The sequence below is a fragment of the Sphingomonas sp. genome, from assembly GCF_042095875.1.
Classification (GTDB): domain Bacteria; phylum Pseudomonadota; class Alphaproteobacteria; order Sphingomonadales; family Sphingomonadaceae; genus Sphingomonas.
Map to the genome: position 1 here is coordinate 21555 of NZ_JBELMJ010000026.1, position 21429 is coordinate 42983.

Annotated in this window: 17 protein-coding genes; all 17 read left to right on the forward strand. The window is 71.4% G+C overall.

The window, feature by feature from the left end:
* Window positions 1-25 precede the first annotated feature (25 nt).
* The 17 genes from ACFDS6_RS10495 to ACFDS6_RS10575 all read left to right on the forward strand — a co-directional run bounded on the left by ACFDS6_RS10495 (window position 26) and on the right by ACFDS6_RS10575 (window position 21336).
* Window positions 26-550, forward strand: coding sequence for a division/cell wall cluster transcriptional repressor MraZ (locus ACFDS6_RS10495; RefSeq protein WP_375272114.1), 525 nt, complete (start codon window positions 26-28; stop codon window positions 548-550).
* Window positions 547-1485 (forward strand): 16S rRNA (cytosine(1402)-N(4))-methyltransferase RsmH, encoded by a 939-nt coding sequence (gene rsmH / locus ACFDS6_RS10500; RefSeq protein WP_375272115.1) that lies wholly within the window; start codon window positions 547-549, stop codon window positions 1483-1485. The genes ACFDS6_RS10495 and rsmH overlap by 4 nt, the downstream gene beginning before the upstream one ends.
* Window positions 1486-1487: 2 nt before the next feature.
* Window positions 1488-2201: a hypothetical protein gene (locus ACFDS6_RS10505; protein ID WP_375272116.1), complete on the forward strand. Its 714-nt coding sequence runs from the start codon at window positions 1488-1490 to the stop codon at window positions 2199-2201.
* Window positions 2198-3913, forward strand: coding sequence for a peptidoglycan D,D-transpeptidase FtsI family protein (locus tag ACFDS6_RS10510; RefSeq protein WP_375272117.1), 1716 nt, complete (start codon window positions 2198-2200; stop codon window positions 3911-3913). Before ACFDS6_RS10505 ends, ACFDS6_RS10510 begins: the two co-directional genes overlap by 4 nt.
* A 51-nt stretch (window positions 3914-3964) precedes the next feature.
* Entirely contained in the window at window positions 3965-5407 is a 1443-nt protein-coding gene (locus ACFDS6_RS10515; RefSeq protein WP_375272118.1) for a UDP-N-acetylmuramoyl-L-alanyl-D-glutamate--2,6-diaminopimelate ligase, read from the forward strand.
* Window positions 5404-6774, forward strand: coding sequence for a UDP-N-acetylmuramoyl-tripeptide--D-alanyl-D-alanine ligase (gene murF / locus ACFDS6_RS10520; protein WP_375272119.1), 1371 nt, complete (start codon window positions 5404-5406; stop codon window positions 6772-6774). Before ACFDS6_RS10515 ends, murF begins: the two co-directional genes overlap by 4 nt.
* Complete coding sequence (gene mraY / locus ACFDS6_RS10525) at window positions 6775-7845, forward strand: phospho-N-acetylmuramoyl-pentapeptide-transferase (protein ID WP_375272120.1); 1071 nt, start codon at window positions 6775-6777, stop codon at window positions 7843-7845.
* Complete coding sequence (gene murD, locus ACFDS6_RS10530; RefSeq protein ID WP_375272121.1) at window positions 7842-9113, forward strand: UDP-N-acetylmuramoyl-L-alanine--D-glutamate ligase; 1272 nt, start codon at window positions 7842-7844, stop codon at window positions 9111-9113. The genes mraY and murD overlap by 4 nt, the downstream gene beginning before the upstream one ends.
* A gap of 40 nt (window positions 9114-9153) precedes the next feature.
* Window positions 9154-10368 carry an FtsW/RodA/SpoVE family cell cycle protein gene (locus ACFDS6_RS10535; protein WP_375272122.1) on the forward strand — a complete coding sequence of 405 codons (1215 nt, stop codon included), beginning with the start codon at window positions 9154-9156 and terminating at the stop codon, window positions 10366-10368.
* Window positions 10365-11510, forward strand: a complete 1146-nt coding sequence (gene murG / locus ACFDS6_RS10540; protein ID WP_375272123.1) for an undecaprenyldiphospho-muramoylpentapeptide beta-N-acetylglucosaminyltransferase — start codon at window positions 10365-10367, stop codon at window positions 11508-11510. The genes ACFDS6_RS10535 and murG overlap by 4 nt, the downstream gene beginning before the upstream one ends.
* A 13-nt stretch (window positions 11511-11523) precedes the next feature.
* On the forward strand, window positions 11524-12927 hold the full coding sequence (murC, locus tag ACFDS6_RS10545) for a UDP-N-acetylmuramate--L-alanine ligase (protein WP_375272124.1): 1404 nt from the start codon (window positions 11524-11526) through the stop codon (window positions 12925-12927).
* Between the two features lie 110 nt (window positions 12928-13037).
* Window positions 13038-13964, forward strand: a complete 927-nt coding sequence (murB, locus tag ACFDS6_RS10550; RefSeq protein WP_375272125.1) for a UDP-N-acetylmuramate dehydrogenase — start codon at window positions 13038-13040, stop codon at window positions 13962-13964.
* Window positions 13961-14929 carry a D-alanine--D-alanine ligase gene (locus ACFDS6_RS10555; RefSeq protein ID WP_375272126.1) on the forward strand — a complete coding sequence of 323 codons (969 nt, stop codon included), beginning with the start codon at window positions 13961-13963 and terminating at the stop codon, window positions 14927-14929. Before murB ends, ACFDS6_RS10555 begins: the two co-directional genes overlap by 4 nt.
* Window positions 14926-15855, forward strand: a complete 930-nt coding sequence (locus ACFDS6_RS10560; protein ID WP_375272127.1) for a cell division protein FtsQ/DivIB — start codon at window positions 14926-14928, stop codon at window positions 15853-15855. The genes ACFDS6_RS10555 and ACFDS6_RS10560 overlap by 4 nt, the downstream gene beginning before the upstream one ends.
* Window positions 15856-15879: 24 nt before the next feature.
* Window positions 15880-17139: a cell division protein FtsA gene (gene ftsA / locus ACFDS6_RS10565; RefSeq protein WP_375272128.1), complete on the forward strand. Its 1260-nt coding sequence runs from the start codon at window positions 15880-15882 to the stop codon at window positions 17137-17139.
* Between the two features lie 116 nt (window positions 17140-17255).
* Entirely contained in the window at window positions 17256-18854 is a 1599-nt protein-coding gene (gene ftsZ / locus ACFDS6_RS10570; RefSeq protein ID WP_375272129.1) for a cell division protein FtsZ, read from the forward strand.
* Between the two features lie 145 nt (window positions 18855-18999).
* A complete protein-coding gene (locus ACFDS6_RS10575) occupies window positions 19000-21336 on the forward strand; it encodes an SPOR domain-containing protein (RefSeq protein ID WP_375272130.1) in 2337 nt (778 codons plus the stop codon).
* Window positions 21337-21429 lie beyond the last annotated feature (93 nt).

A 21429-nucleotide genomic window follows, 5' to 3' on the forward strand; every position in this document is an offset into this window, starting at 1 on the left:
TGGTCGTTTCGCGGGCAGCTTGGTCATGTACCCCGAGCGCGAGGTGGGCGTGGCCGAACGGGTGGATTATCAGGGAAAGGGGCTCGGACTTGTCGATGACAAGGGCCGTGTCGCGATTCCCAACACCCTGCGTGGGGCACTGGCCAAGAACAGCCCGCGCGACGACGGCAAGGACGGCGGCACCGTTATCATCGCCGCACACCCGACCTACCGCTGCCTGATCGCCTACGATCCCGGCTTCGTGCCGATCCACAAGGCGGAGCTGAAGGCGCGCGAGGCCGCCGACGAGGCCAAGGAAGGCCGCACCGACTGGAACATCCTGGACCGCGCGGGCGCGGCCGAACCGCTGCCGTTCGACGGCTCGGGCCGCTTCATTATGCCTGCGTTCGAGCGACGCTACGCGCGGATCGGTGGCGCGGCGGTGTTCCTGGGTTCGTTCAACTGGATCACCATCTGGTCGCCGGCGCTGCTGCTTGAAACGTCGGACGTCGACCCGTTCATCCGCGAGTTCGTGGAGTTCACCTGCGAGGAAAAGGGAATCGCGCTGTGAGCGATGCGTCCCCGCATATCCCCGTCCTGCTGGACGAAGTAATAGCGGCACTCGCGCCCGCGCCGGGGGAGCGCCACGTCGACGCGACCTTCGGCGCGGGCGGCTACACCCGCGCGCTGCTGGCGGCGGGGGCGGAGGTAATCGCGTTCGATCGCGATCCCGACGCGATCCGGGCGGGTCGCGCGCTGGAGGAAGCCGAGCCGCGGCTGACGCTGGTCGCGGGCGACTTCTCGACGATGGAACAGTCGCTGGCGGAGCGCGGCAAGCTGCCGGTCGACGGCGTAACGATGGACATCGGCGTGTCGTCGATGCAGCTCGACCAGGCCGAGCGCGGCTTCTCGTTCCAGGCCGACGGGCCGCTCGACATGCGGATGAGCCAGGATGGGCCGAGCGCGGCGGACTTCCTCAACACCGCCGACGAGCAGGAGATCGCCGACGTGCTCTACCGCTACGGCGACGAGCCCAAGTCGCGGCGCGTCGCGCGCTTCGTGGTGGCGGCGCGCCCGCTGACGACCACGGCGCAGTTCGCCGGCGTGGTGCGCCGCGCGCTGGGGCATCGCCCGCACGAGAAGAAGGACCCGGCGACGCGCGCCTTCCAGGCGGTCCGCATCCACGTCAACCGCGAGCTGGACGAATTGGCGGACGGACTGGCGGCGGCCGAGCGCGTGCTGGCGCCGGGCGGGCGCTTGGCGGTGGTCAGCTTCCACAGCCTGGAGGATCGCATGGTGAAGCGCTTCCTGCGCGAGCGCGGCGGTGCCGCACCGGCGGGATCGCGCCACCTGCCCATGGTCGCGGCGGCAGCGCCGGCGGCGTTCGAGAATCTGTCCCGCGCGATCCGCGCGGGCGAGGCGGAGCTGGCGGCCAACCCGCGCGCGCGCTCCGCGACCCTTCGTGCCGCTCGGCGTAGCGCGGCATCTGTTCCTGTGGAGGCGTAACCGTGGTGGCATTGTACCGGTTGAAAGGGCTCGGGTGGCTGTCGAGCTGCGCGCTGGTGGCGATTGGCTTCTATCTCGTGTCGTCGCAGGTCGCCGCGGAGCGGAAGCGGTTGCAGACGATCGACGTCAAGATCGCGAGCGCCGAGCGCGACATCCGCGCGCTGGAGACCGAGTTCGACGTCCGCTCCAATCTGGTGCAGCTCGAGCGCTGGAACGGCAACACGCTGGCGCTGACCGTACCCACCACGCGGCAGTTCGTGCGCGACCAGGTCGCGCTTGCCGGGCTGTCGCCGCGCGACATGATGCCGCTGCAGCCGGGTGGCGTCGGTGCGAACGGGGGCGCGGTGCAGACCGCGGCGCTGATCGTGCCGTCGTCGCCGCTGACCGTCGCGCCGCCCGCCGTCGTCCCGACGACCAGCGCGGCGCCCACGATCGTCAAGGCGGTGGTGACCAAGCCGGTCGCCGCCCCGCGCTACGACGCGGTCCGCGTCGCGCACGTCGTCCCGGCCGTGGCGGCTCCGAGCGCGCGTTCCGCGCCCGCGATCGCCAAGGCGCGCGTGCTGATCCGGCAGGCGATCGCCAAGGCCGATGAGCGACCGCGCACGCCCGACCGCAACGTCCGCTCGGTCGCGATGATCGACGGGGCGCTGCTGAGTGCGGGCACGCTGGGTGAGCTGGCGAGCGGCGCGCGCGCGGAACGGAACCGCTTGCGGTGACCACGCTGGTCGCGCGTCCCATTCGCCAGACCCGGAACGTCGATCAACGTCACGCCCTGGTCGCGACGCAGCACATGCGCCTGATGGTGCTGATGCTGGTGTTCGCGGCCGGGGTATTCGCCGTCATCGTCCGGCTCGCGCTGCTCGGTGTGCTGGAGACGGGCGGCGAGAATCTGTCCAACCGGCTGAGCGCGCCGCGCGGCGACATCGTCGACCGCAACGGGCAGCAGCTCGCGCGCACGATCGACGCGTGGACAATCGCGGTCCACCCGCGCAAACTGATCGGCGACCCGACCGAGATCGCGCAGCGACTGGCCGACCTGATGCCCGACCGCGGCAACCAGGCGTGGTTCTATGGGCAGCTCACCAAGTCGTCGAGCTTCGTCTACCTCAACCGCCGCGCGAGCCCGGCGCTGGTCGAGGCGGTCAACGCGATCGGCGAGCCCGGCATCGTGTTCGAGCGCGAGACGCAGCGCCTGTACCCGCAGAGCTCGCTCGCCGCGCACGTGCTGGGCTTCATCAGCAACGGCACCGGCATGAGCGGGATCGAGCGCGCGCTGAACGACCGCCTGACCAATCCCGCGACGCAGAACCAGCCGGTCGCCTTGTCGATCGACACGCGCGCGCAGGCGGCGATGGAGAGCGAGCTGGGCCGCGCGATGACGACCTTCTCCGCGCGAGGCGGCGGCGGCATCGTGCTGGACGTCGCGACCGGCGAGGTGATCGCGATGGTGTCGCTGCCGACGTTCAACCCCAATCGCGTCGGTCGCGCGGGGCTGGACCAGTTGCGCAACGTGACGACGCAGAGCGTGTTCGAGCTCGGCTCGACGTTCAAGCCGATCACCATGGCGACCGCGATCGACAACGGCGTGGTCACCTCGATGCAGCGCCGCTTCGACGCGACGCACCCGTTGCAGGTCGGCCGCTTCACGATCCACGACGAGCGCGGCGACCCGAAGCGCTGGCTCAACATGGCGGAAACGCTGATCTACTCCTCCAACGTCGCCACCGCGCGCGTCGCGGACGAGGTCGGGCCGGCGCGGATGCAGGCGATGTTCAAGAAGCTGGGCTTCGACACGCCGCCCGACATCGAGCTGCGCGAGAAGGGGCGTCCGCTGCTGCCGAGCTACTGGGCGCGCACCACGACGATGACCACCGCCTACGGCCACGGCATCGCGGTGACGCCGCTGCACCTCGCCAGCGCCTACGCCGCGCTGGTGAACGGGGGCACCTGGCGGCCGGCGACGCTGCTGAAGGTCGCGCCGGGCCATCAGGTCGCGGGTCGCCGCGTCATCAGCGAGCAGACCAGCGCGCGGATGCGGCAGATGCTGCGCCTGGTCGTGCTGCGCGGCACGGGGCGCAAGGGCGACGCGCCGGGCTACCGCGTCGGCGGCAAGACCGGTACGGCCGAGGCCGCGGTCGCGGGCGGATACGACCGGTCGCGCAACGTCGCGACCTTCGCCGCCGCCTTTCCGATGGACGCGCCGCGCTACGTCGTGGTCGCGATGCTCGACTCGCCGCTGGGTACGAAGGAGACCTACGGCTGGAAGACCGCGGCGTGGAATGCGGCACCGGTGGTCGGGCGCACGATCGCGCGGATCGGCGCGATGCTGGGCGTCACACCCGACGACACGCGCGACGTTGACGTGTCTGACATTCTGCCGACATTGTGGCAGGACCCCTCGCGCGCGCCGACGAGTGGCGGACAGTGAGGACGGGAGCCGCGGGTGGCTGGAATACGGACGATTGATGGGGCCGGTTGAATGAGATTGTCGGCGCTGACCGACACTGCCCTGAGTGACAAGGGCGGCACCGCGGAGGACGCGACCGTCACGGGCTTCGCGATCGATCACCGCAAGGTCGCGCCGGGCACGATCTTCGGCGCGTTCGAGGGCGCGCGCGTGAACGGCGAGGACTTCATCCCCGCCGCGATCGAGGCGGGCGCGGTCGCGGTCGTCGCGCGCCCCGAGGCACGCGTCGAGGGCGCGCTGCACATCGCCGATCATTCCCCGCGCGAGCATTTCGCCAAACTCGCGGCGCGCTTCTTCGCGCCGTTTCCCGCCACGACGGTCGCGATAACCGGCACCAACGGCAAGACATCGTGCGTCGAGATGACGCGGCAATTGTGGCGGATGGCGGGGTGTCACGCCGCCTCGATCGGGACGCTGGGCGTCACCACCGCGGACGAGCGCGTCGTGACCGGCCTCACGACGCCCGATGTCGTCACCTTCCTGTCGAATGTCGCCGGGCTGGCGCGCGAGGGCGTGACGCACCTGGCGTTCGAGGCGTCGAGCCACGGGCTCAGCCAGTATCGCACCGAGGGATTGCGCGTCGCGGCCGCCGCCTTCACCAACCTCAGCCGCGACCACCTCGACTATCACGGCGACATGGCGGCCTATTTCACCGCCAAGCTGCGACTGTTCGCCGAGGTGCTCGCCGACGATGGCACCGCGGTGGTGTGGGCCGACGATCCGCAATCCGAGCGCGTCATCGACTTGGCGCGGGAGCGCGGCAACCGCGTGATGACGGTGGGGGAGCACGGCGACGATTTGCGGCTCGTCTCGCGCGCGCCGACGCTGCTGGGGCAGGGGCTGGTGATCGCGACCGCCGACGGCACCGAGCACCGCGTCAACCTGCCGCTGATCGGCGGCTACCAGGCGGCGAACGCGCTGCTGTCGGCCGCGCTCGTCATCGCGACGGGTGGCGCGCCCGCGGCGACGCTCGCGGGGCTGGCGCGGCTGCAGCCGGTGCGCGGGCGGCTGGAGCGCGCGGCGATCGCCAAGTCGGGCGCGCCGATCTACGTCGATTACGCGCACACGCCCGACGCGCTGGAGGCGGCGATCGCGGCGCTGCGCCCGCACGTCGCGGGCCGGCTGATTCTCGTCTTCGGCGCGGGCGGCGACCGCGACCAGGGCAAGCGCGCGCCGATGGGCAAGGTGGCCGCGGCCCACGCCGACGTCGTGATCGTCACCGACGACAATCCGCGCGGCGAGGATGCCGCCGCGATCCGGCGCGACGTGCTGGAGGGCGCACCCGAGGCGACCGAGGTCGGCGATCGCCGCGCGGCGATCGCGCACGCGGTGGCGATCGCGCGCGCCGAGGACATCGTGCTGGTCGCGGGCAAGGGCCACGAACAGGGGCAGATCGTCGGCGACATGGTGCTGCCGTTCGACGACGTAGCGGTCGCGCGCGAGGTCGCGGCATGAGCTTGTGGACCGCCGCCGAGATCGCCGCCGCGACGGGCGGAACCGCCACCGTCGACTTCGCGGTCGAGGGCGTCGCGTTCGATTCGCGCGAGGTCGGGCCGGGCGACCTGTTCGTCGCGCTGACCGGCGAGTCGACCGACGGTCATCGCTTCCTCGACCAGGCGTTCGCGCAGGGAGCGGCGGGCGCACTCGTCTCGCGCGATGCGCCGCACCCGGCGGTGAAGGTGTCCGACACGTTCGCCGCGCTGGAAGACCTCGGGCGCGCGGCGCGGGCGCGGGTCACGGGCAAGGTGATCGGCGTCACCGGGTCGGTCGGCAAGACCTCGACCAAGGAAGCGCTGTTCGCCGCGCTCGACCGCTCGCCGTCCGCTCGCGCGCACCGCTCGGTCAAGAGCTACAACAACCATACCGGCGTGCCGCTGAGCCTCGCGCGCATGCCGCAGCGTAGCGACTATTCGGTGCTCGAGATGGGGATGAACCATCCCGGCGAGCTCGCGCACCTGACCTCGCTGGTGCGCCCGCACGTCGCGCTGGTCACCGCGATCGCGCCCGCGCACACCGAATTCTTCCCGCACGAGGCCGCGATCGCCGACGCCAAGGGCGAGATCTTCCGCGGGCTGGAGCCGGGCGGCGTCGCGATCGTGCCGTACGACAGCCCGCACCGCGACCGCCTGATCGCCGCGGCCGAGCCCTATGCGGCGCGGATCGTCACCTTCGGGCTCGACCGCGCGGCGGACGTCCACGCGATCGAGATGGCGCGCGCGAGCCACGGCGGCACCTTCGTCACCGCGCGCGTCGGCGAGCACGAGCTGAGCCTGACCGTCGCGCAGGCGGGCGCACACTGGGTGTCGAACGCGCTGGCGGTGCTCGCCGCGGTCGATGCGGTCGGCGGCGACCTGGCGCTCGCCGGGCTCGCGCTGGCGGAGCTCGGCGGGTTGGCGGGGCGCGGTGCGCGCAGCGAGATCGCGGTGGGCGACGGCCGCGCGCTGCTGATCGACGAGAGCTACAACGCCAATCCCGCCTCGGTCGCGGCGACGCTCGCGGTGCTCGCCGACCAGCCGGGCCGCCACGTCGCGGTGCTGGGCGAGATGCGCGAGCTGGGGACCAAGAGCGCCGACTATCACGCCGGGCTGGCGCCCGCGGTGATCGCCGCGCGCGTCGAGACGGCCGTGCTGGTCGGCGAAGCGATGGGTGCGCTCGCGCAAGCGCTTGAGGGACGGGTCGATTTCGTCCATGTGCCCGACGCCGCCGCCGCGCTAACCCACGTACAACGCGTGATCGCGCCGGGCGACGCGGTGCTCGTAAAGGGTTCGAACGGGGTGGGGCTCGCGCGGGTCGTCGCGGGCCTCTCGGGCGGGAAAAGATAAGTGCTCTACTGGATCGCGCAGTACCTCGGCTTCCCGGGCCTGCTCAACCTCATCCGCTACCAGTCGTTCCGCACCGGGGCGGCGGTCGCGACCGCGCTGCTGATCGGGCTGATCATCGGGCCGAAGTTCATCGGCTGGCTGCGCGTGCGCCAGGGCAAGGGTCAACCGATCCGCGCCGACGGCCCGCAGACGCACCTCGCCAAGCGGGGCACGCCGACGATGGGCGGGTTGATGATCCTGACCAGCGTGTCGCTCGCCATGCTACTGTGGATGGACCTGCGTAACCCGTTCGTCTGGGCGTGCGCGTTCGTGACGCTCAGCTTCGGCGCGATCGGTTTCCTCGACGACTACGACAAGGTGCGAAAGGCGAGCACCGCTGGCGTGCCGGGGCGCGTGCGGCTGCTGCTCGAATTCATCATCGCGGGAATCGCGGCGTGGATCATCATGCAGGAGAACGGCTCCGGCCTCTTCCTGCCGTTCACCAACCGCTATTACATCGACCTCGGCTATTTCTACCCGATCTTCGCCGCCTTCGTGATCGTGTCGTTCGGCAATGCGGTGAACCTGACCGACGGGCTAGACGGGCTGGCGACGATGCCGGTCATCATCGCCTCAGTCGCGTTCATGGTGATCGTGTACCTCGCCGGGAACGTGCGCTTTGCCGACTATCTCGGCATCCCGCACGTGCCGCGCGCGGGCGAGCTCGCGATCTTCTGCGGCGCGGTGGTGGGCGCGGGGCTCGCCTTCCTGTGGTACAATGCGCCGCCCGCCGCGGTGTTCATGGGCGATACCGGCAGCCTCGCGCTCGGCGGCGCGCTCGGCACGATGGCGGTGGTCGCGCACCACGAGATCGTGCTCGGCATCATCGGCGGGCTGTTCGTGGTCGAGGCGCTCTCCGTCATCATCCAGGTCTTCGTCTACAAGCGGACGGGCAAGCGCGTGTTCCGCATGGCGCCGATCCACCACCATTTCGAGCAGCTCGGCTGGAGCGAGCCGACGGTCGTGATCCGCTTCTGGATCATCAGCCTGGTGCTGGCACTCGCCGGCCTGTCGACGCTGAAGCTCCGGTGATCGTCGCGCACGCCTGGGCGGGGAAGCGCTACGCGGTGCTCGGGCTCGCGCGCTCGGGCGCGGCGACGGTGCGCGCGCTGGCGGCTTCGGGTGCGCAGGTCGTGGCGTGGGACAGCGACAAGGCGCGGCGGCAGGGCTTCGACGGGGTCGCGATGACCGACCTCGACAGGCTCGACCTCGCCGGCTTCGATGCGCTGGTCGTCTCGCCGGGCGTGCCGCTCAACACGCACCCGCTCGCGGCCAAGGCACGCATGGCGCGGTTGCCGATCATCGGCGACATCGAACTGTTCGCGCAGGCGCGCGGCGAGCTGCCGCGCCACGAGGTCGTCGGCATCACCGGCACCAACGGCAAGTCGACCACGACCGCACTCGTCCGCCACATCTGCGACGTGGCCGGGCTGCCGGTGCTGATGGGCGGCAACATCGGGCTGCCTATCCTGGCGCAGGACTCGCTGGTGGAAGGCGGCGTCTACGTGCTGGAGCTGTCGAGCTACCAGATCGACCTGACGCAGACGCTCGACTGCGACGTCGCGGTGCTGCTGAATGTTACGCCCGACCATCTCGACCGCTACGACGGGTTCGAGGCGTACGCGGCGTCGAAGGCGCGGTTGTTCGCGATGCAGTCGGCGCGGCGCGTCGCGGTGGTCGGCACGGGCGACGACGCGTCGGCGCGCATCGCGGCGACGCTGGGCAAGCGCGCGATCCGCCTCGACGGCAGCGGCCTCGACCAGTCCGGCTGGCCGGCGCTGCAGGGACCGCACAACGCGCAGAACGCCGCCGCCGCGATCGCGACCGCGCGCGCGCTCGGCATCGCGGAGGAGGTGATCGCGCAGGCGCTCGCCAGCTTCGCCGGCCTGCCGCACCGGATGGAGCGGGTGGCGACGCTGGGCGGGGTGACCTGGTACAACGACAGCAAGGCGACTAATCCGGAGAGCACCGCCCCCGCGCTCGCCGCTTTCCCGCGCGTCCACTGGATCCTGGGCGGGCGCGCCAAGGGCGACGACCTCGACGCCTGCCTGCCGAGTCTCGGCCACGTCGCGCGCGCCTACACGATCGGCGAGGCGGGGCCGCGCTTCGCCGAAGTCTTGCGCCCGCACGTGCCCGTCGCCGAGGTGGAGACGCTGGAGCGTGCGGTGAAGCTCGCCGCGCAGGAGGCGGTGCGTGGCGAGGCGGTGCTGCTGTCACCCGCCGCTGCCTCGTTCGATCAGTTCCGCGACTACGAGCATCGAGGCCGCGCCTTCCGCGAAGCGGTCGAGGCGCTGGCATGACCGGTGCACGGATCAGGGTGTATGGCGTAGGATCAGCAGCATGAACGACATGGGGGCGATCAGGCGAGGGCGGTTGCAGGGGCGTGGTGGGCGCGGCGATCCGTCGCCGCTCGGCACGTGGTTCTGGGACATCGACCGCGTGCTGCTGCTGCTCGCCTTGTTCTTGATCGCGATCGGGCTGATCGCGGTTGCCGCCGGATCGCCCGCGACCGCGGTGCGCTACTCGGGCGAGCATGTGAAGTTCGCGCCGCTGCATTATTTCTGGCGTCAGGTGATGTGGGTCGCGGTCGCGCTGCCGGTGCTGTTCGGGGTGTCGATGCTGCCGGTCACGCTGGCCAGGCGCATGTCGCTGGTCGGGGCGGGGGTGTGCGTCGCGCTGCTGACCGTCACGCCGTTCCTGGGCGTCACGGTGAACGGCGCGCGGCGCTGGATCGGCTTCGGCATCGCGCAGTTCCAACCGTCGGAGTTCCTCAAACCCTTCTTCGTCGTGACGGTGGCGTATCTGCTGTCGCTGAAGGCGCGCGACGAGGAACTGCCAGCGACGATCATCACCGCCGGCATCACGGGCGTCATCGCGGTGCTGCTGATGCTGCAGCCCGATTTCGGGCAGACGATCATCTTCTGCTCGATCTGGCTCGCGCTGATCGTCATCGCGGGCACGCCGACGCGCACGATCGTCGCCCTGCTCGCGATGGTGCCGGTCGGGCTGGTCGCGGCCTATCTGTTCTACGGCACCGCGCGCAATCGCATCGACGCGTTCCTGTTCCCCGGCGTGGAGGGCGAGGGCGCTAGCGACCATTTCCAGACCAACGCCGCGCACAACACGCTGACCGCGGGCGGCTGGTTCGGCACCGGGCCGGGCGGCGGCAGCGCCAAGTTCGGGCTGCCCGAGGCGCATACCGATTATATCTTCTCGGTCATCGGCGAGGAGTTCGGGCTGATCGCGTGCATGATCGTGGCGCTCGTCTTCCTGGCGATCGTCGTGCGCGTGTTCGTCAAGCTGCTGGACGAACAGGACAGTTTCAAGCTGCTGGCGGGCGCCGGGTTGGCGGTGCAGTTCGGCGCGCAGGCGCTGGTCTCGATGGCGGTCAACACCGGGCTCGCGCCGTCGAAGGGCATGACCCTGCCGTTCATCAGCTACGGTGGATCGTCGATGATCGCACTATCGATCGGGATGGGCTTGCTCCTGGCGTTCACCCGTCGCAACCCGTTCCTGATGCGTAGCCCCTATCTCAACCGCTGGAACGCCGCGTGACCCGCGCGCGCTCGTTCGTCCTCGCCGCCGGCGGTACCGGCGGCCACATGGTACCCGCAGCCGCGCTCGCCACCGAACTCGGGCGGCGCGGCCACCGCGTCGCCTTGGTCAGCGACGCGCGCGGCGTCCGCTTTCCCGGCCTGTTCGACGGAGTCGAGACGCACGTGATACCCGCCGGACGCTTCGCCGGCGGTCCGCTCGGCTGGGCGAAGGCGGCGCGGCAGATGGTCGAGGGCCGCCGCACCGCGCGCGACCTGTATCGCACGCTCAAGCCCGCCGCGGTGATCGGCTTCGGTGGTTATCCCGCGTTTCCGGCGCTGTCGGCCGCGTTCGCCGCCGGCATCCCGACCGCGGTGCACGAGCAGAACGCCGTGCTCGGCCGCGTCAATCGCCTGGTCGCGCGCCGCGTCGACGCGATCGCGACCAGCTACCCCAACACAGAGCGCCTGAAGCCCGGCCACGCGAACAAGGTCCACCTGGTGGGCAATCCGGTGCGCGAGGCGGTGCTGGCGTTGCGCAGCCGCCCCTACCCACTGCTGGAGGAGGACGGCATCTTTCGCGTGCTCGTCACCGGCGGCAGCCAGGGCGCGAGCGTGCTGAGCCAGGTCGTGCCCGACGGGCTCGCGATGCTGCCGGTCGCGTTTCGCCGCCGCTTGCAGGTGACGCACCAGGCGCGTATCGAGGACATCGACGCCGCGCGCGAGAAATATGCCGCGCTCGACATCGCCGCCGACCTCGCCACCTATCTGCCCGACATGCCCGAGCAGCTCGCCTGGGCGCACGTCGTCATCGCGCGCGCGGGCGCGTCGACGATCGCGGAGCTGACCGCCGCCGGGCGCCCTGCGATCCTGGTGCCGCTGCCCGGCGCGACCGACGACCATCAGACCGCCAACGCGCGCGCGATCACCGAGGCAGGCGGCGCGCGCACGATCCCGCAGCCGCAATTCACCCCGACCGAGCTCGCCAAGCAGATGCAGAAACTCGGGCTCGACCCGGCCGCGCTCGAGAACGCTGCCGGTCGCGCGCGCGCCTGCGGCATGCCCGACGCGGTCAGCGACCTCGCCGACCTGGTCGAGAGCCTCGACGCGCCGCGCGCGCCGGTCCACGTCGGGCGCGTCCAGCCGAAGGAAGCGTTCGCGTGAAGGAGATTGGCGCGTGAAGGGCGTCGCGACCGATATCGGCACGATCCATTTCGTCGGCGTGGGCGGCATCGGCATGTCGGGCATCGCCGAGGTTATGCACAACCTCGGCTACTCGGTTCAGGGCAGCGATGTAGCGGAGGGTTACGTCATCGAGGGGCTGCGCCGTCGCGGCATACCGGTCACGATTGGTCACTCGGCGGAGAACGTCGCGGACGCGGCAGTCGTGGTCACCTCGACCGCGGTGAAGCGCGGCAACCCCGAGGTCGAGGCCGCGCTCGACCGGCGCGTGCCCGTGGTACGCCGCGCGGAGATGCTCGCCGAGCTGATGCGGCTGAAATCGACGGTCGCGGTCGCGGGGACGCACGGCAAGACGACGACGACCTCGATGGTCGCGGCGCTGCTCGACGCGGGCGGGGTCGACCCGACCGTCATCAACGGCGGGATCATCAACAGCTACGGCTCGAACGCGCGGCTCGGCGCGTCCGACTGGATGGTGGTCGAGGCGGACGAGAGCGACGGCAGCTTCCTGCGGCTGGACGGTACGATCGCGGTCGTCACCAACATCGATCCCGAGCATCTCGACCATTACGGCAGCTTCGAGCGCGCGAAGGACGCCTATGTCGAGTTCGTCGAGAACGTGCCCTTCTACGGCGCGGCGTTGCTGTGCCTCGATCACCCGGAGGTGCAGGCGCTGATCCCGCGCGTGCGCGACCGGCGGATCGTCACCTACGGCTTCGCGGCATCGGCCGACGTGCGCGGCGTCAACGTGTCGCCTTATCCCGGCGGCAACCGGTTCGAGGCGCTGATCCGCGCGCGCGACGGCACGACGCGCTCGATCGAAGGGATCGACCTGCCGATGGCCGGCCGTCACAACGTGCAGAACGCGCTCGCCGCGATCGGCGTTGCGCTCGAACTCGGCATCGACGACGCGACCATACAGCGCGGGTTCGAGAAGTTCGGCGGGGTCAAGCGGCGCTTCACCAAGGTGGGTGAAGCGAACGGTGCGACGATCATCGACGATTACGGCCATCATCCGGTCGAGATCCGCGCGGTGCTCGCCGCCGCGCGCGAGTCGGCGCAGGGCCGCGTGATCGCGGTGGTGCAGCCGCACCGCTACTCGCGGCTCGGCAATCTGATGGAGGATTTCCAGGGCGCCTTCAACGACGCCGACGCGGTCTACGTCACCCCGGTCTACGCCGCGGGCGAGGCACCGATCGAGGGCGTCGACGCCGAGGCCTTGGTCGCCGGCCTGCGCCGCCGCGGGCACCGCGACGTGCACACGGTCGCCGACGCCGACGCGCTCGCCGGCGTGCTGGCGGGCGAGGTGCGCCAGGGCGATCAGGTGATCTGCCTGGGTGCGGGCGACATCACGAAGTGGGCCGCCGGGCTCGCGCCCGCGATCGAGGCGCGCCGGTGAGCGTGACGGACGATATCCTCCCCGGCACGGGGAGGGGGACCAGCGAAGCTGGTGGAGGGGGATCTGCGCAGGCGGTGTCGCTTGAGGCGCTCCCCCTCCACCACCAGCCGATGGCTGGCGGTCCCCCTCCCCAAATTGGGGAGGATAGCAAGGTCCGCGGCCGGCTGACCCCGCGCGCGCCACTCGCGCCGCTGGTCTGGTTCAAGGCTGGCGGCGCAGCGGAGTGGCTGTTCGAGCCCGTCGACGCCGACGATCTCGCCGCCTTCCTGCGCGACCTCGACCCGGCGGTGCCGGTGATGGCGCTGGGGCTCGGCAGCAACCTCATCGTGCGCGACGGCGGGGTGCCGGGCGTCGTGATCCGCCTCGGCAAGCCGTTCGCGCGCGTCGAGGCCCTTGACGCAACGACGCTGCGCTGCGGCGGCGGGGCGAGCGGCATTCTCGTGTCCTCGACCGCGCGCGATGCGGGCATCGCGGGCGTCGAGTTCCTCCGCTCGATTCCCGGTACCGTCGGCGGCTTCGTGCGGATGAACGGCGGCGCCTACGGTCGCGAGGTCAGCGACGTGCTGGTCGAGGCGGAGGTCATGCTGCGCTCGGGCGAGCGTCGGACGCTGTCACTGCACGAACTGGGCTACACCTATCGCCACAGCGCGCTGCCAGACGGTGCAGTGGTGATTGCCGCGACCTTCCGCGGGCAACCGGGCGAACCGGCGGCGATCCAGGCCGAGATGGACCGCATCGCCGCCGCGCGCGAGGCGTCGCAGCCGCTCAGGTCGAAGACCGGCGGCTCGACCTTCAAGAACCCCGACGGGCACAAGGCTTGGGCGCTGGTCGACCAGGCGGGCTGTCGCGGCAAACGCCTGGGCGACGCGCAGGTCAGCGACAAGCACACCAACTTCCTCCTGAACGTCGGGCAGGCGACCAGCGCCGATATCGAGGCGCTGGGCGAGGAAGTACGCGCGGCGGTGAAAGCGAACAGCGGCGTGACGCTCGAGTGGGAGATACAGAGAGTGGGCGTTGGCGTGGGCGGGCAGGCATGAGCGGAACGTTGCACATCGCGGTCCTGATGGGCGGCTGGTCGGCGGAGCGCGAGGTGTCGCTGTCCTCCGGCGCGGGGGTTGCCGAGGCGCTCGAGTCGCTCGGCCACCGCGTCACCCGCATCGACATGGCGCGCGACGTCGCCGCGCGATTGGCGGAGGCGAACGCCGATCTCGTGTTCAATGCGCTCCACGGCACGCCCGGCGAGGACGGCAGCGTGCAGGGCCTGATGGACCTGATGGGCCTTGCCTACACGCACAGCGGGATGGCGACCTCGGTGATCGCGATCGACAAGGTGCTGACCAAGCAGGCGCTGGTGCCGCACGGCATCCCGATGCCGGGCGGGCGCATCGTCAGGTCGGCCGAGGTGTTCGACGCCGACCCGCTCGCGCGGCCCTACGTGCTCAAGCCCGTCAACGAGGGTTCGTCGGTCGGCGTCGCGATCGTCACAGATCAGGGAAACTACGGCAACCCGATCGCGCGCGACGCGAAGGGACCCTGGGCCGAGTTCGACGAGCTGCTCGCCGAGCCGTACGTCCGCGGGCGCGAGCTGACGACGGCGGTGCTGGGCGGCGCGGACGGCCCGCGTGCGCTCGGCGTCACTGAGCTCAGGCCCAAGTCGGGCTGGTACGACTATGACGCCAAATACACCGACGGCATGACCGAGCATCTGTTCCCCGCGCCGATCCCCGACGAGATCACGAGCGCGTGCATGGCGCTGGCTGTCGACGCTCATCGCCTGCTCGGCTGCCGCGGGGCGAGCCGATCCGACTTCCGCTGGGACGACGAGCGCGGCGTCGACGGGCTGTTCCTGCTAGAGGTCAACACGCAGCCGGGCATGACGCCGCTCAGCCTCGTGCCCGAACAGGCGCGCCACACCGGGATGAGCTACCCCCAGCTCGTCCAGGCGATCGTCGACGAGGCGCTGCGCGATGCTGCCGAGCGGCAGCAAAAGCGCGCGCCATGAGCCGCACGATCCGCCGCGAGCCCGCGGGCGGTCCGCGCCGCACCGTCAACCGCCGCAAGCCCGCGCCGAAGAAGACCTTCGCGCAGCGGATGGTGGCTAAACTGCCATTCAACGAGGCGTTGCTGCGCCGCGCGGTGACGTGGACGCTGCTCGGCGCGGGCGGCGCGGCGGCGATCGCGGTCGCGTCGTGGATCGGCATCCCATCGGCGATCGGCATCGGCATCGCCGAGACCGCAGCGGACGCGGGTCTGCGCGTCGAGCAGGTCGACATCACCGGGTTGAAGCGAATGGACCGCGAGACTGTCTACGCGGTCGCGCTCGAACAACCCTCGCGCGCGATGCTGCGGCTCGACCTTGAGGCGGTGCGTCAGCGGCTGCTCGACTATGGCTGGATAGAGGACGCCTACGTTTCGCGCCGGCTGCCCGACCGGCTGCTGATCCACGTCACCGAGCGCGAGCCCGCCGCGGTGTGGCAGGACAACGGCCAGCTCACGCTGATCGACGCCGGCGGGCGCCTGCTCGCGCCGGTCGACCGCGCCAACATGCCTAATCTGCCGCTGGTGATCGGCCCCGGCGCCGACCGGCAGGAGCCGGCCTACCAGGCGCTGCTCGCCGCGACGCCGGGCCTGCGCCGCCGGATCAAGGCCGCCGCCTGGGTCGGCAACCGGCGCTGGGACCTGACCTTCGACACGGGCGAGACGCTGGCGCTGCCGCAGGACGGCGCGCGCGAGGCGTTGGTCAAGTTCGCCTCGATGGAGCGTGCGAGCCCGCTGCTCGGCAAGGGCTGGCTGCGTTTCGACATGCGCGATCCGGCCAAGCTGGTCGCGCGCAAGCCGGGTCAGGACGCGCGCGCGGCCGAGCCGAGCGGATCGCCCGAAACGTCGGAGGCGCGCACCGCGCGCGCGCTCGGCGCCGGCGACGTCTGAGGCGGGAACAGGGGGGCAGGGCAGATGGCCAAGGCGGCACCGGAAGGACTGATCACCGCGCTCGACATCGGGTCGTCGAAGGTATCGGCGATGATCGCGCAGAAGGGCGACGGCGGCGAGCTGGTCGTGCTCGGCACCGGGCAGCGCGAGAGCCGCGGCGTCAAGCGCGGCTATATCGCCGACATGCAGGCGACCGAGGTCGCGGTGCGCGAGGCGGTGGAGCAGGCGGAGCGGATCGCCGGCGTGTCGATCGAGAACGTCTGGGCCGGCTTCTCGGCCGGCGGGCTGGTCAGCGACGAGGCGTTCATCGAGGCGGAACTGGGCGGCACCCGCATCGAGCAGGCGGACATCGATGCGCTGCTGCAGGAAGGGCGGCAGGCGATCGACCCGCAGGGCCGCATGGTGCTCCACGCGCAGCCCGCGCTCTACACGCTCGACGGGTTGAACGGCGTCAAGAAGCCGCTCGGGCTCCACGCCGACCGACTGGGCGTCCACATCCACGTCATCGCCGCCGACGGCTCGCCGGTCCGCAACCTCGACTTGTGCGTCCGCTCCGCGCACCTGGAGGTCAAGTCGATCATCGCGGCGCCGGTCGCGACCGGGCTCGCGTGCCTGACGCAGGAGGAGCGCGACCTGGGCGTCGCGCTGGTCGAGATCGGCGCGGGCATCACCAACGTGTCGCTGTTCGCAGGCGAGATGCTGGTCGGCTTGAAGTCGATTCCGATCGGCGGCGCGGACATCACCGACGATATCGCCTCCGCGTTCGGCACCACGCGGTTGCAGGCCGAGCGGATCAAATGCTTCCACGGCTCCGCCAACGCGTCCCCGCGCGACAATCACGAGATGGTGACGATTCGTGAACGCAGCGAGGCGGAGGACAATGACTCGCTCCAGATCACCAAGGCGGCGCTGATCGCGGTCATCCGACAGCGGCTGGAAGTGCTGATGAACGAGGTGCAGACCGCGCTCAAGGAACTGCGCTTCGAGGGGCCGGTCGGGCGGCAGGTCGTGATCACCGGCGGCGGAGCGGAGCTCAAAGGCATCGCCGACTACGCGCAGCAATTGCTCGGCCGGTCGGTGCGCGTCGGGCGGCCGCGCGGGCTCACCAACCTGCCGGACGCGCACTCGGGGCCGGGGTTCGCGACGCTCGCCGGGCTCGCCTATTTCGCCGCGGCCGATCCGATCGACCTGCGCGGCGTCGCGCCCCGGCAGCAGACGGTCCACCGCAGCAGGGGCTGGCGGGGATTGCGCCGGCTGATCCAGGCCGCGAAAGCGAATTATTAGATCATTTCCCGATTCGGGTTGGTTTTCGCTGGTGCGTTGACCATCCATGTGAAAAATACACCAACGCCCCGTTCACAATCAAATAAGCGGGGGCTTGTGACCGGAGTAAACAGGCGATGAGCATCGAATTCATTGCGCCCGACGTCGACGATCTGACGCCGCGCATCACCGTCGTCGGCGTGGGCGGCGCGGGCGGCAACGCGATCGCGAACATGATGCGCGCGGACGTGCAGGGCGTGAACTTCCTCGTCGCCAACACCGACGCGCAGGCGCTGCGCTCGTCGGAGGCGGAGCAGAAGATCCAGCTCGGCACCAAGATCACCGGCGGCCTGGGCGCGGGTGCGCGTCCCGAGATCGGTCGCGCCGCGGCCGAGGAATCGATCGACGAACTGTCGCGGCTGCTCGAGGGCAGCCACATGTGCTTCATCGCCGCCGGTATGGGCGGCGGCACCGGCACGGGTGCGGCCCCCGTCATCGCCAAGGCGGCGCGCGACATGGGCATCCTGACCGTCGGCGTCGTGACCAAGCCGTTCAGCTTCGAGGGCAATCGCCGCGGCAAGTCGGCTGACGCGGGCATCGAGGAACTGCAGAAGTTCGTCGACACGCTGATCGTCATCCCCAACCAGAATTTGTTCCTGGTCGCCAACGCCAACACGACGTTCAAGCAGGCGTTCGAGATGGCGGACGAGGTGCTGCAGCAGGGCGTGCGCGGTATCACCGACCTGATGGTCATGCCCGGCCTCATCAACCTCGACTTCGCCGACGTCCGCTCGGTGATGCAGGAGATGGGCAAGGCGATGATGGGCACGGGCGAGGCCGACGGCGACGACCGCGCGATCATCGCCGCGCAGAAGGCGATCGCCAACCCGCTGCTCGACGGCGTGTCGATGCAGGGCGCGAAGGGCGTTATCGTGTCGATCACCGGCGGCGAGGACATGCGCCTGCTCGAGGTCGACGAGGCTGCGAACCACATCCGCGAGCTGGTCGATCCCGACGCCAACATCATCTGGGGCTCGGCGTTCAACCCCGACCTGGAAGGCAAGATCCGCGTGTCGGTCGTCGCGACCGGCATCGAGAGCGCCGGCGCGCCCGAGAAGCCCGGCAGCACCGCCGCGACCACCAGCCAGAGTGAGCCCGTGCGCCCGTTCAGCTTCTCCGCGCCGCGCCGCGCCGATCCGACCCCCGCGCCGGCCGCTTCCGCGCCGCAGCAGAGCTACCAGCCGACACCGCAACCGGCCGCGCCGCAGCCGAGCTACGCTGCGCCCGCCCCGACACCCGCACCGTCCGCGCCCGCCGCACCGCGCGGCCATGCCGGCTACGATCAGGCGCAGCCCGCCGCACCCGCCCCGGCCAGCGACGCGCTGGCGCAGGGTGTCGTGCCGCAGAGCCAGGTCGACACCGCGACCAACGCCAGCGACGACGAACTGCTGCTCGGCTCGGAAGCGATGCTGCCCGAGCAGGGCGGTGCGGCGCAGGCCGCTCCCGCGCAACCCGCCGCGCCCAATGCGGGCGAGCAGGGTGCCGAGCCGCGGCGCCGCTTTCTCGCGCCGGAAGCCAACGAGGAGGCGCCGCCGCAGCCGCGCGTCAAGCTGGGCGGTACCTTGTTCGAGCGCATGCAGAACGCGACGCGCGGCGCGCCGCGTACTGGCGAAGCGTCGGGCGATGCGCCGGCCGGCGACCTGCCGCGCTTCCTGCACCGTCAGAACAACCAGTAACACCGGCGGCGGGCGCGGCCGTGAACGTCGCGTCCGCCATGATCCGCCACCCACCGATGTTCGTCGCCGCTGCGGCTCGCTTCGCCGCAGCGGTTGACCCGCGTCATTGCCGGTTCGGTCCGCACCGGCTTTAGCATTGCTCCACATGCGTTTTCCGATGCTTATTCCCGCGTCGCTGCTGCTGGCCGGCGCCGCGATGCCGCTGCCGCTCGCCGCGCAGGCGATGGTGCAACCGCTGCCGGGTACCACCGACGCCGACAAGCTGGCCGATCTCGTGCGCCAGATCGGCCGCAATCCCCGCGACGTGCGCGCGCTGGTCGACGCGGGCGACTTGTCGGCCAAGCTCGGCGACACCACGGCCGCGGCCTCGCTCTACAAGCGCGCGTCGCAGGTCGATCCCAACAACGCGCGCGTGCAGGCCGGGATCGCGCGGATCCTCGTCAACGGCGAGCACCCGGGCGAGGCGCTGCGCTACTTCAACCAGGCCGAGCGCGCGGGCCTGTCGCCCGCCACGTTCGCGGGCGACCGCGGGCTCGCCTTCGACCTGATCGGCGAGCAGGAGCGCGCGCAGCGCGACTACCGCGTCGCGCTCGCGCGCACAGGGCAGGACGACGAGGACGAGGTCCGCCGTCGCTACGCGCTGTCGCTCGGCATCTCGGGGCGTAAGGACGAGGCGTTGCAGCAGATCGACGCGCTGCTGCGCAAGAGCGACCGCGGCGCGTGGCGCGCGCGCGCGTTCATCCTGGCGATGAACGGCGACGCGAGCGGTGCGAACCGGATCGCGACCACGATGATGCCCGCAGGGATGGGGGCGGGGCTCGCCGCGTTCTTCGCGCGCCTGCCGACGCTGTCGCCCGCCGACCGCGCGTTCGCGGTGCATTTCGGCGAGGTGACGCCGACGCCCGAGCGGATCGCCGACGCGCGGCTGGTCCCGCCGCTGCCCGCGCTCGCGCCCGATCCGTACGCGCGCCCGGTCGGCGTGCAGGTCGCGGCGCAGACGGCCGCGACGCCGGCGCCGATCGCGCGCGACAATCGTCGCGGCCGCGAAGCCCGCCAGCGCGAGCGTATTGCCTCGCGCGCCGGGTCGACTCGCGCGGAGCAGGTCGCGAGCGCGGCGGCACCGCCCGCCCGCGCCGTCGCGCAAGCGCCGGCCGCGACGTCGCCGACGCAGGTCGCGCAGGCGCTCGTCCCCGTGCGTCCGACCGCTGCACCGCAACCCGTTCCGAGCCAGCCCACGCCCGCCACCGCGCAGGTGCTGGCCGCGGTCCCGGCGGGTACGGCGGCACGGGTGACGCAGTCGCCGCTCACCACGACACCTGGCTACACGCCGCAGTCCAGTGTGCCGGCTTCTACCCTGGCGGCGGCAGCCGAGACGCGCACCATCGTGCCGACCCAGGCCGCAGCGCTCGCCAGCGCGGCACCGGCGGCGAGTGCCGCGGCGCAGGCCAACAGTGCGATCAGCCGCCAGAGCCCCGCCACGTCGCTCGCCGCAGGAGCACCGGCCGGTCAGGCGACGAGCGCCGCGGCGCAGCCGACCGTGGCGCTCGCCGAGAGCGGCGCGGCCACGTCGGCGACCCCTACGGCCGCGTCGCCCGCGAACAGCTCGCCGGTACCGTCCGAGCCCGTGCAGCTCGCCGCGGCGACCAGTCCGGCGCCCTCGTTCACCCCGCCGCCCAGCACCGCCGCGCCGCCGCGCGTCGAGAGCGAGGACACGATTCTGGCGCGGATCGTCGCCAACATCTCCATCCCCGCGTCCGAGCTCGGCGTCGCGCCGATGCCGGGGGCCGCGCCGCAGCCGGGCTCGCCCACGACGATCGACGAGGCCGCACTCGCCGCCGAGCGCAACGCCGCCGCGGTCGAGCGTCGCCGCGAACGCGAGGCGACCGCCGCCGCCGAGTCGCGCGCGCGTGCGGCGGCACCGACCAAGACGGCGACGGCGCAGACCGAGCCTGCCGCCGCGAAGGAGCGGGCCGACGACGCGACCCCGTCCAGGTCGCGTCGCGCGATCGCGCGCAAGGAGCAACTCGCGCAGGCCGACGCCGACGAGGCGCCCGCGACCAAGCGCCGCGGCGCGCGCGCGAGCGACAGGAAGGCGGAGGCGGACGAGCCCAAGCTGACGCCGAAACAGGCGGCGGCCAAGGCGAAGGCGGACGCCAAGGCGCTCGCCGACGCGAAGGCGGCTGCCGCGGAGAAGAAGGCGGCGCGCGCCGAGCCGGAACGTTACTGGGTCCAGGTCGCGGGCGGCGCAACGCAGGGCGACCTCGCCAAGGCGTGGAAGAACGTGCGCGCCAAATCCTCGCTACTCGCCAATCGCGCGGGCTACACCACGCCGCTGCGCGCGACCAATCGTGTGGTGACCGGTCCGTTCAAGACGCAGGACGAGGCGCAGGCGATGGTCAACAAATTGTCGAAGGATGGCGTCTCCGCCTTCACCTTCGCCAGCGAGGCGGGGCAGAAGATGACCAAGCTGGGCGGCAAGTGATCCGCCGGGTCGCGCCGTGTTCCACCACGACATCCACCGCGTGACCGCACTAGCCCCCTGGGCGTCGCGGCCCGAGCGGAGCCGCGGGCGGCT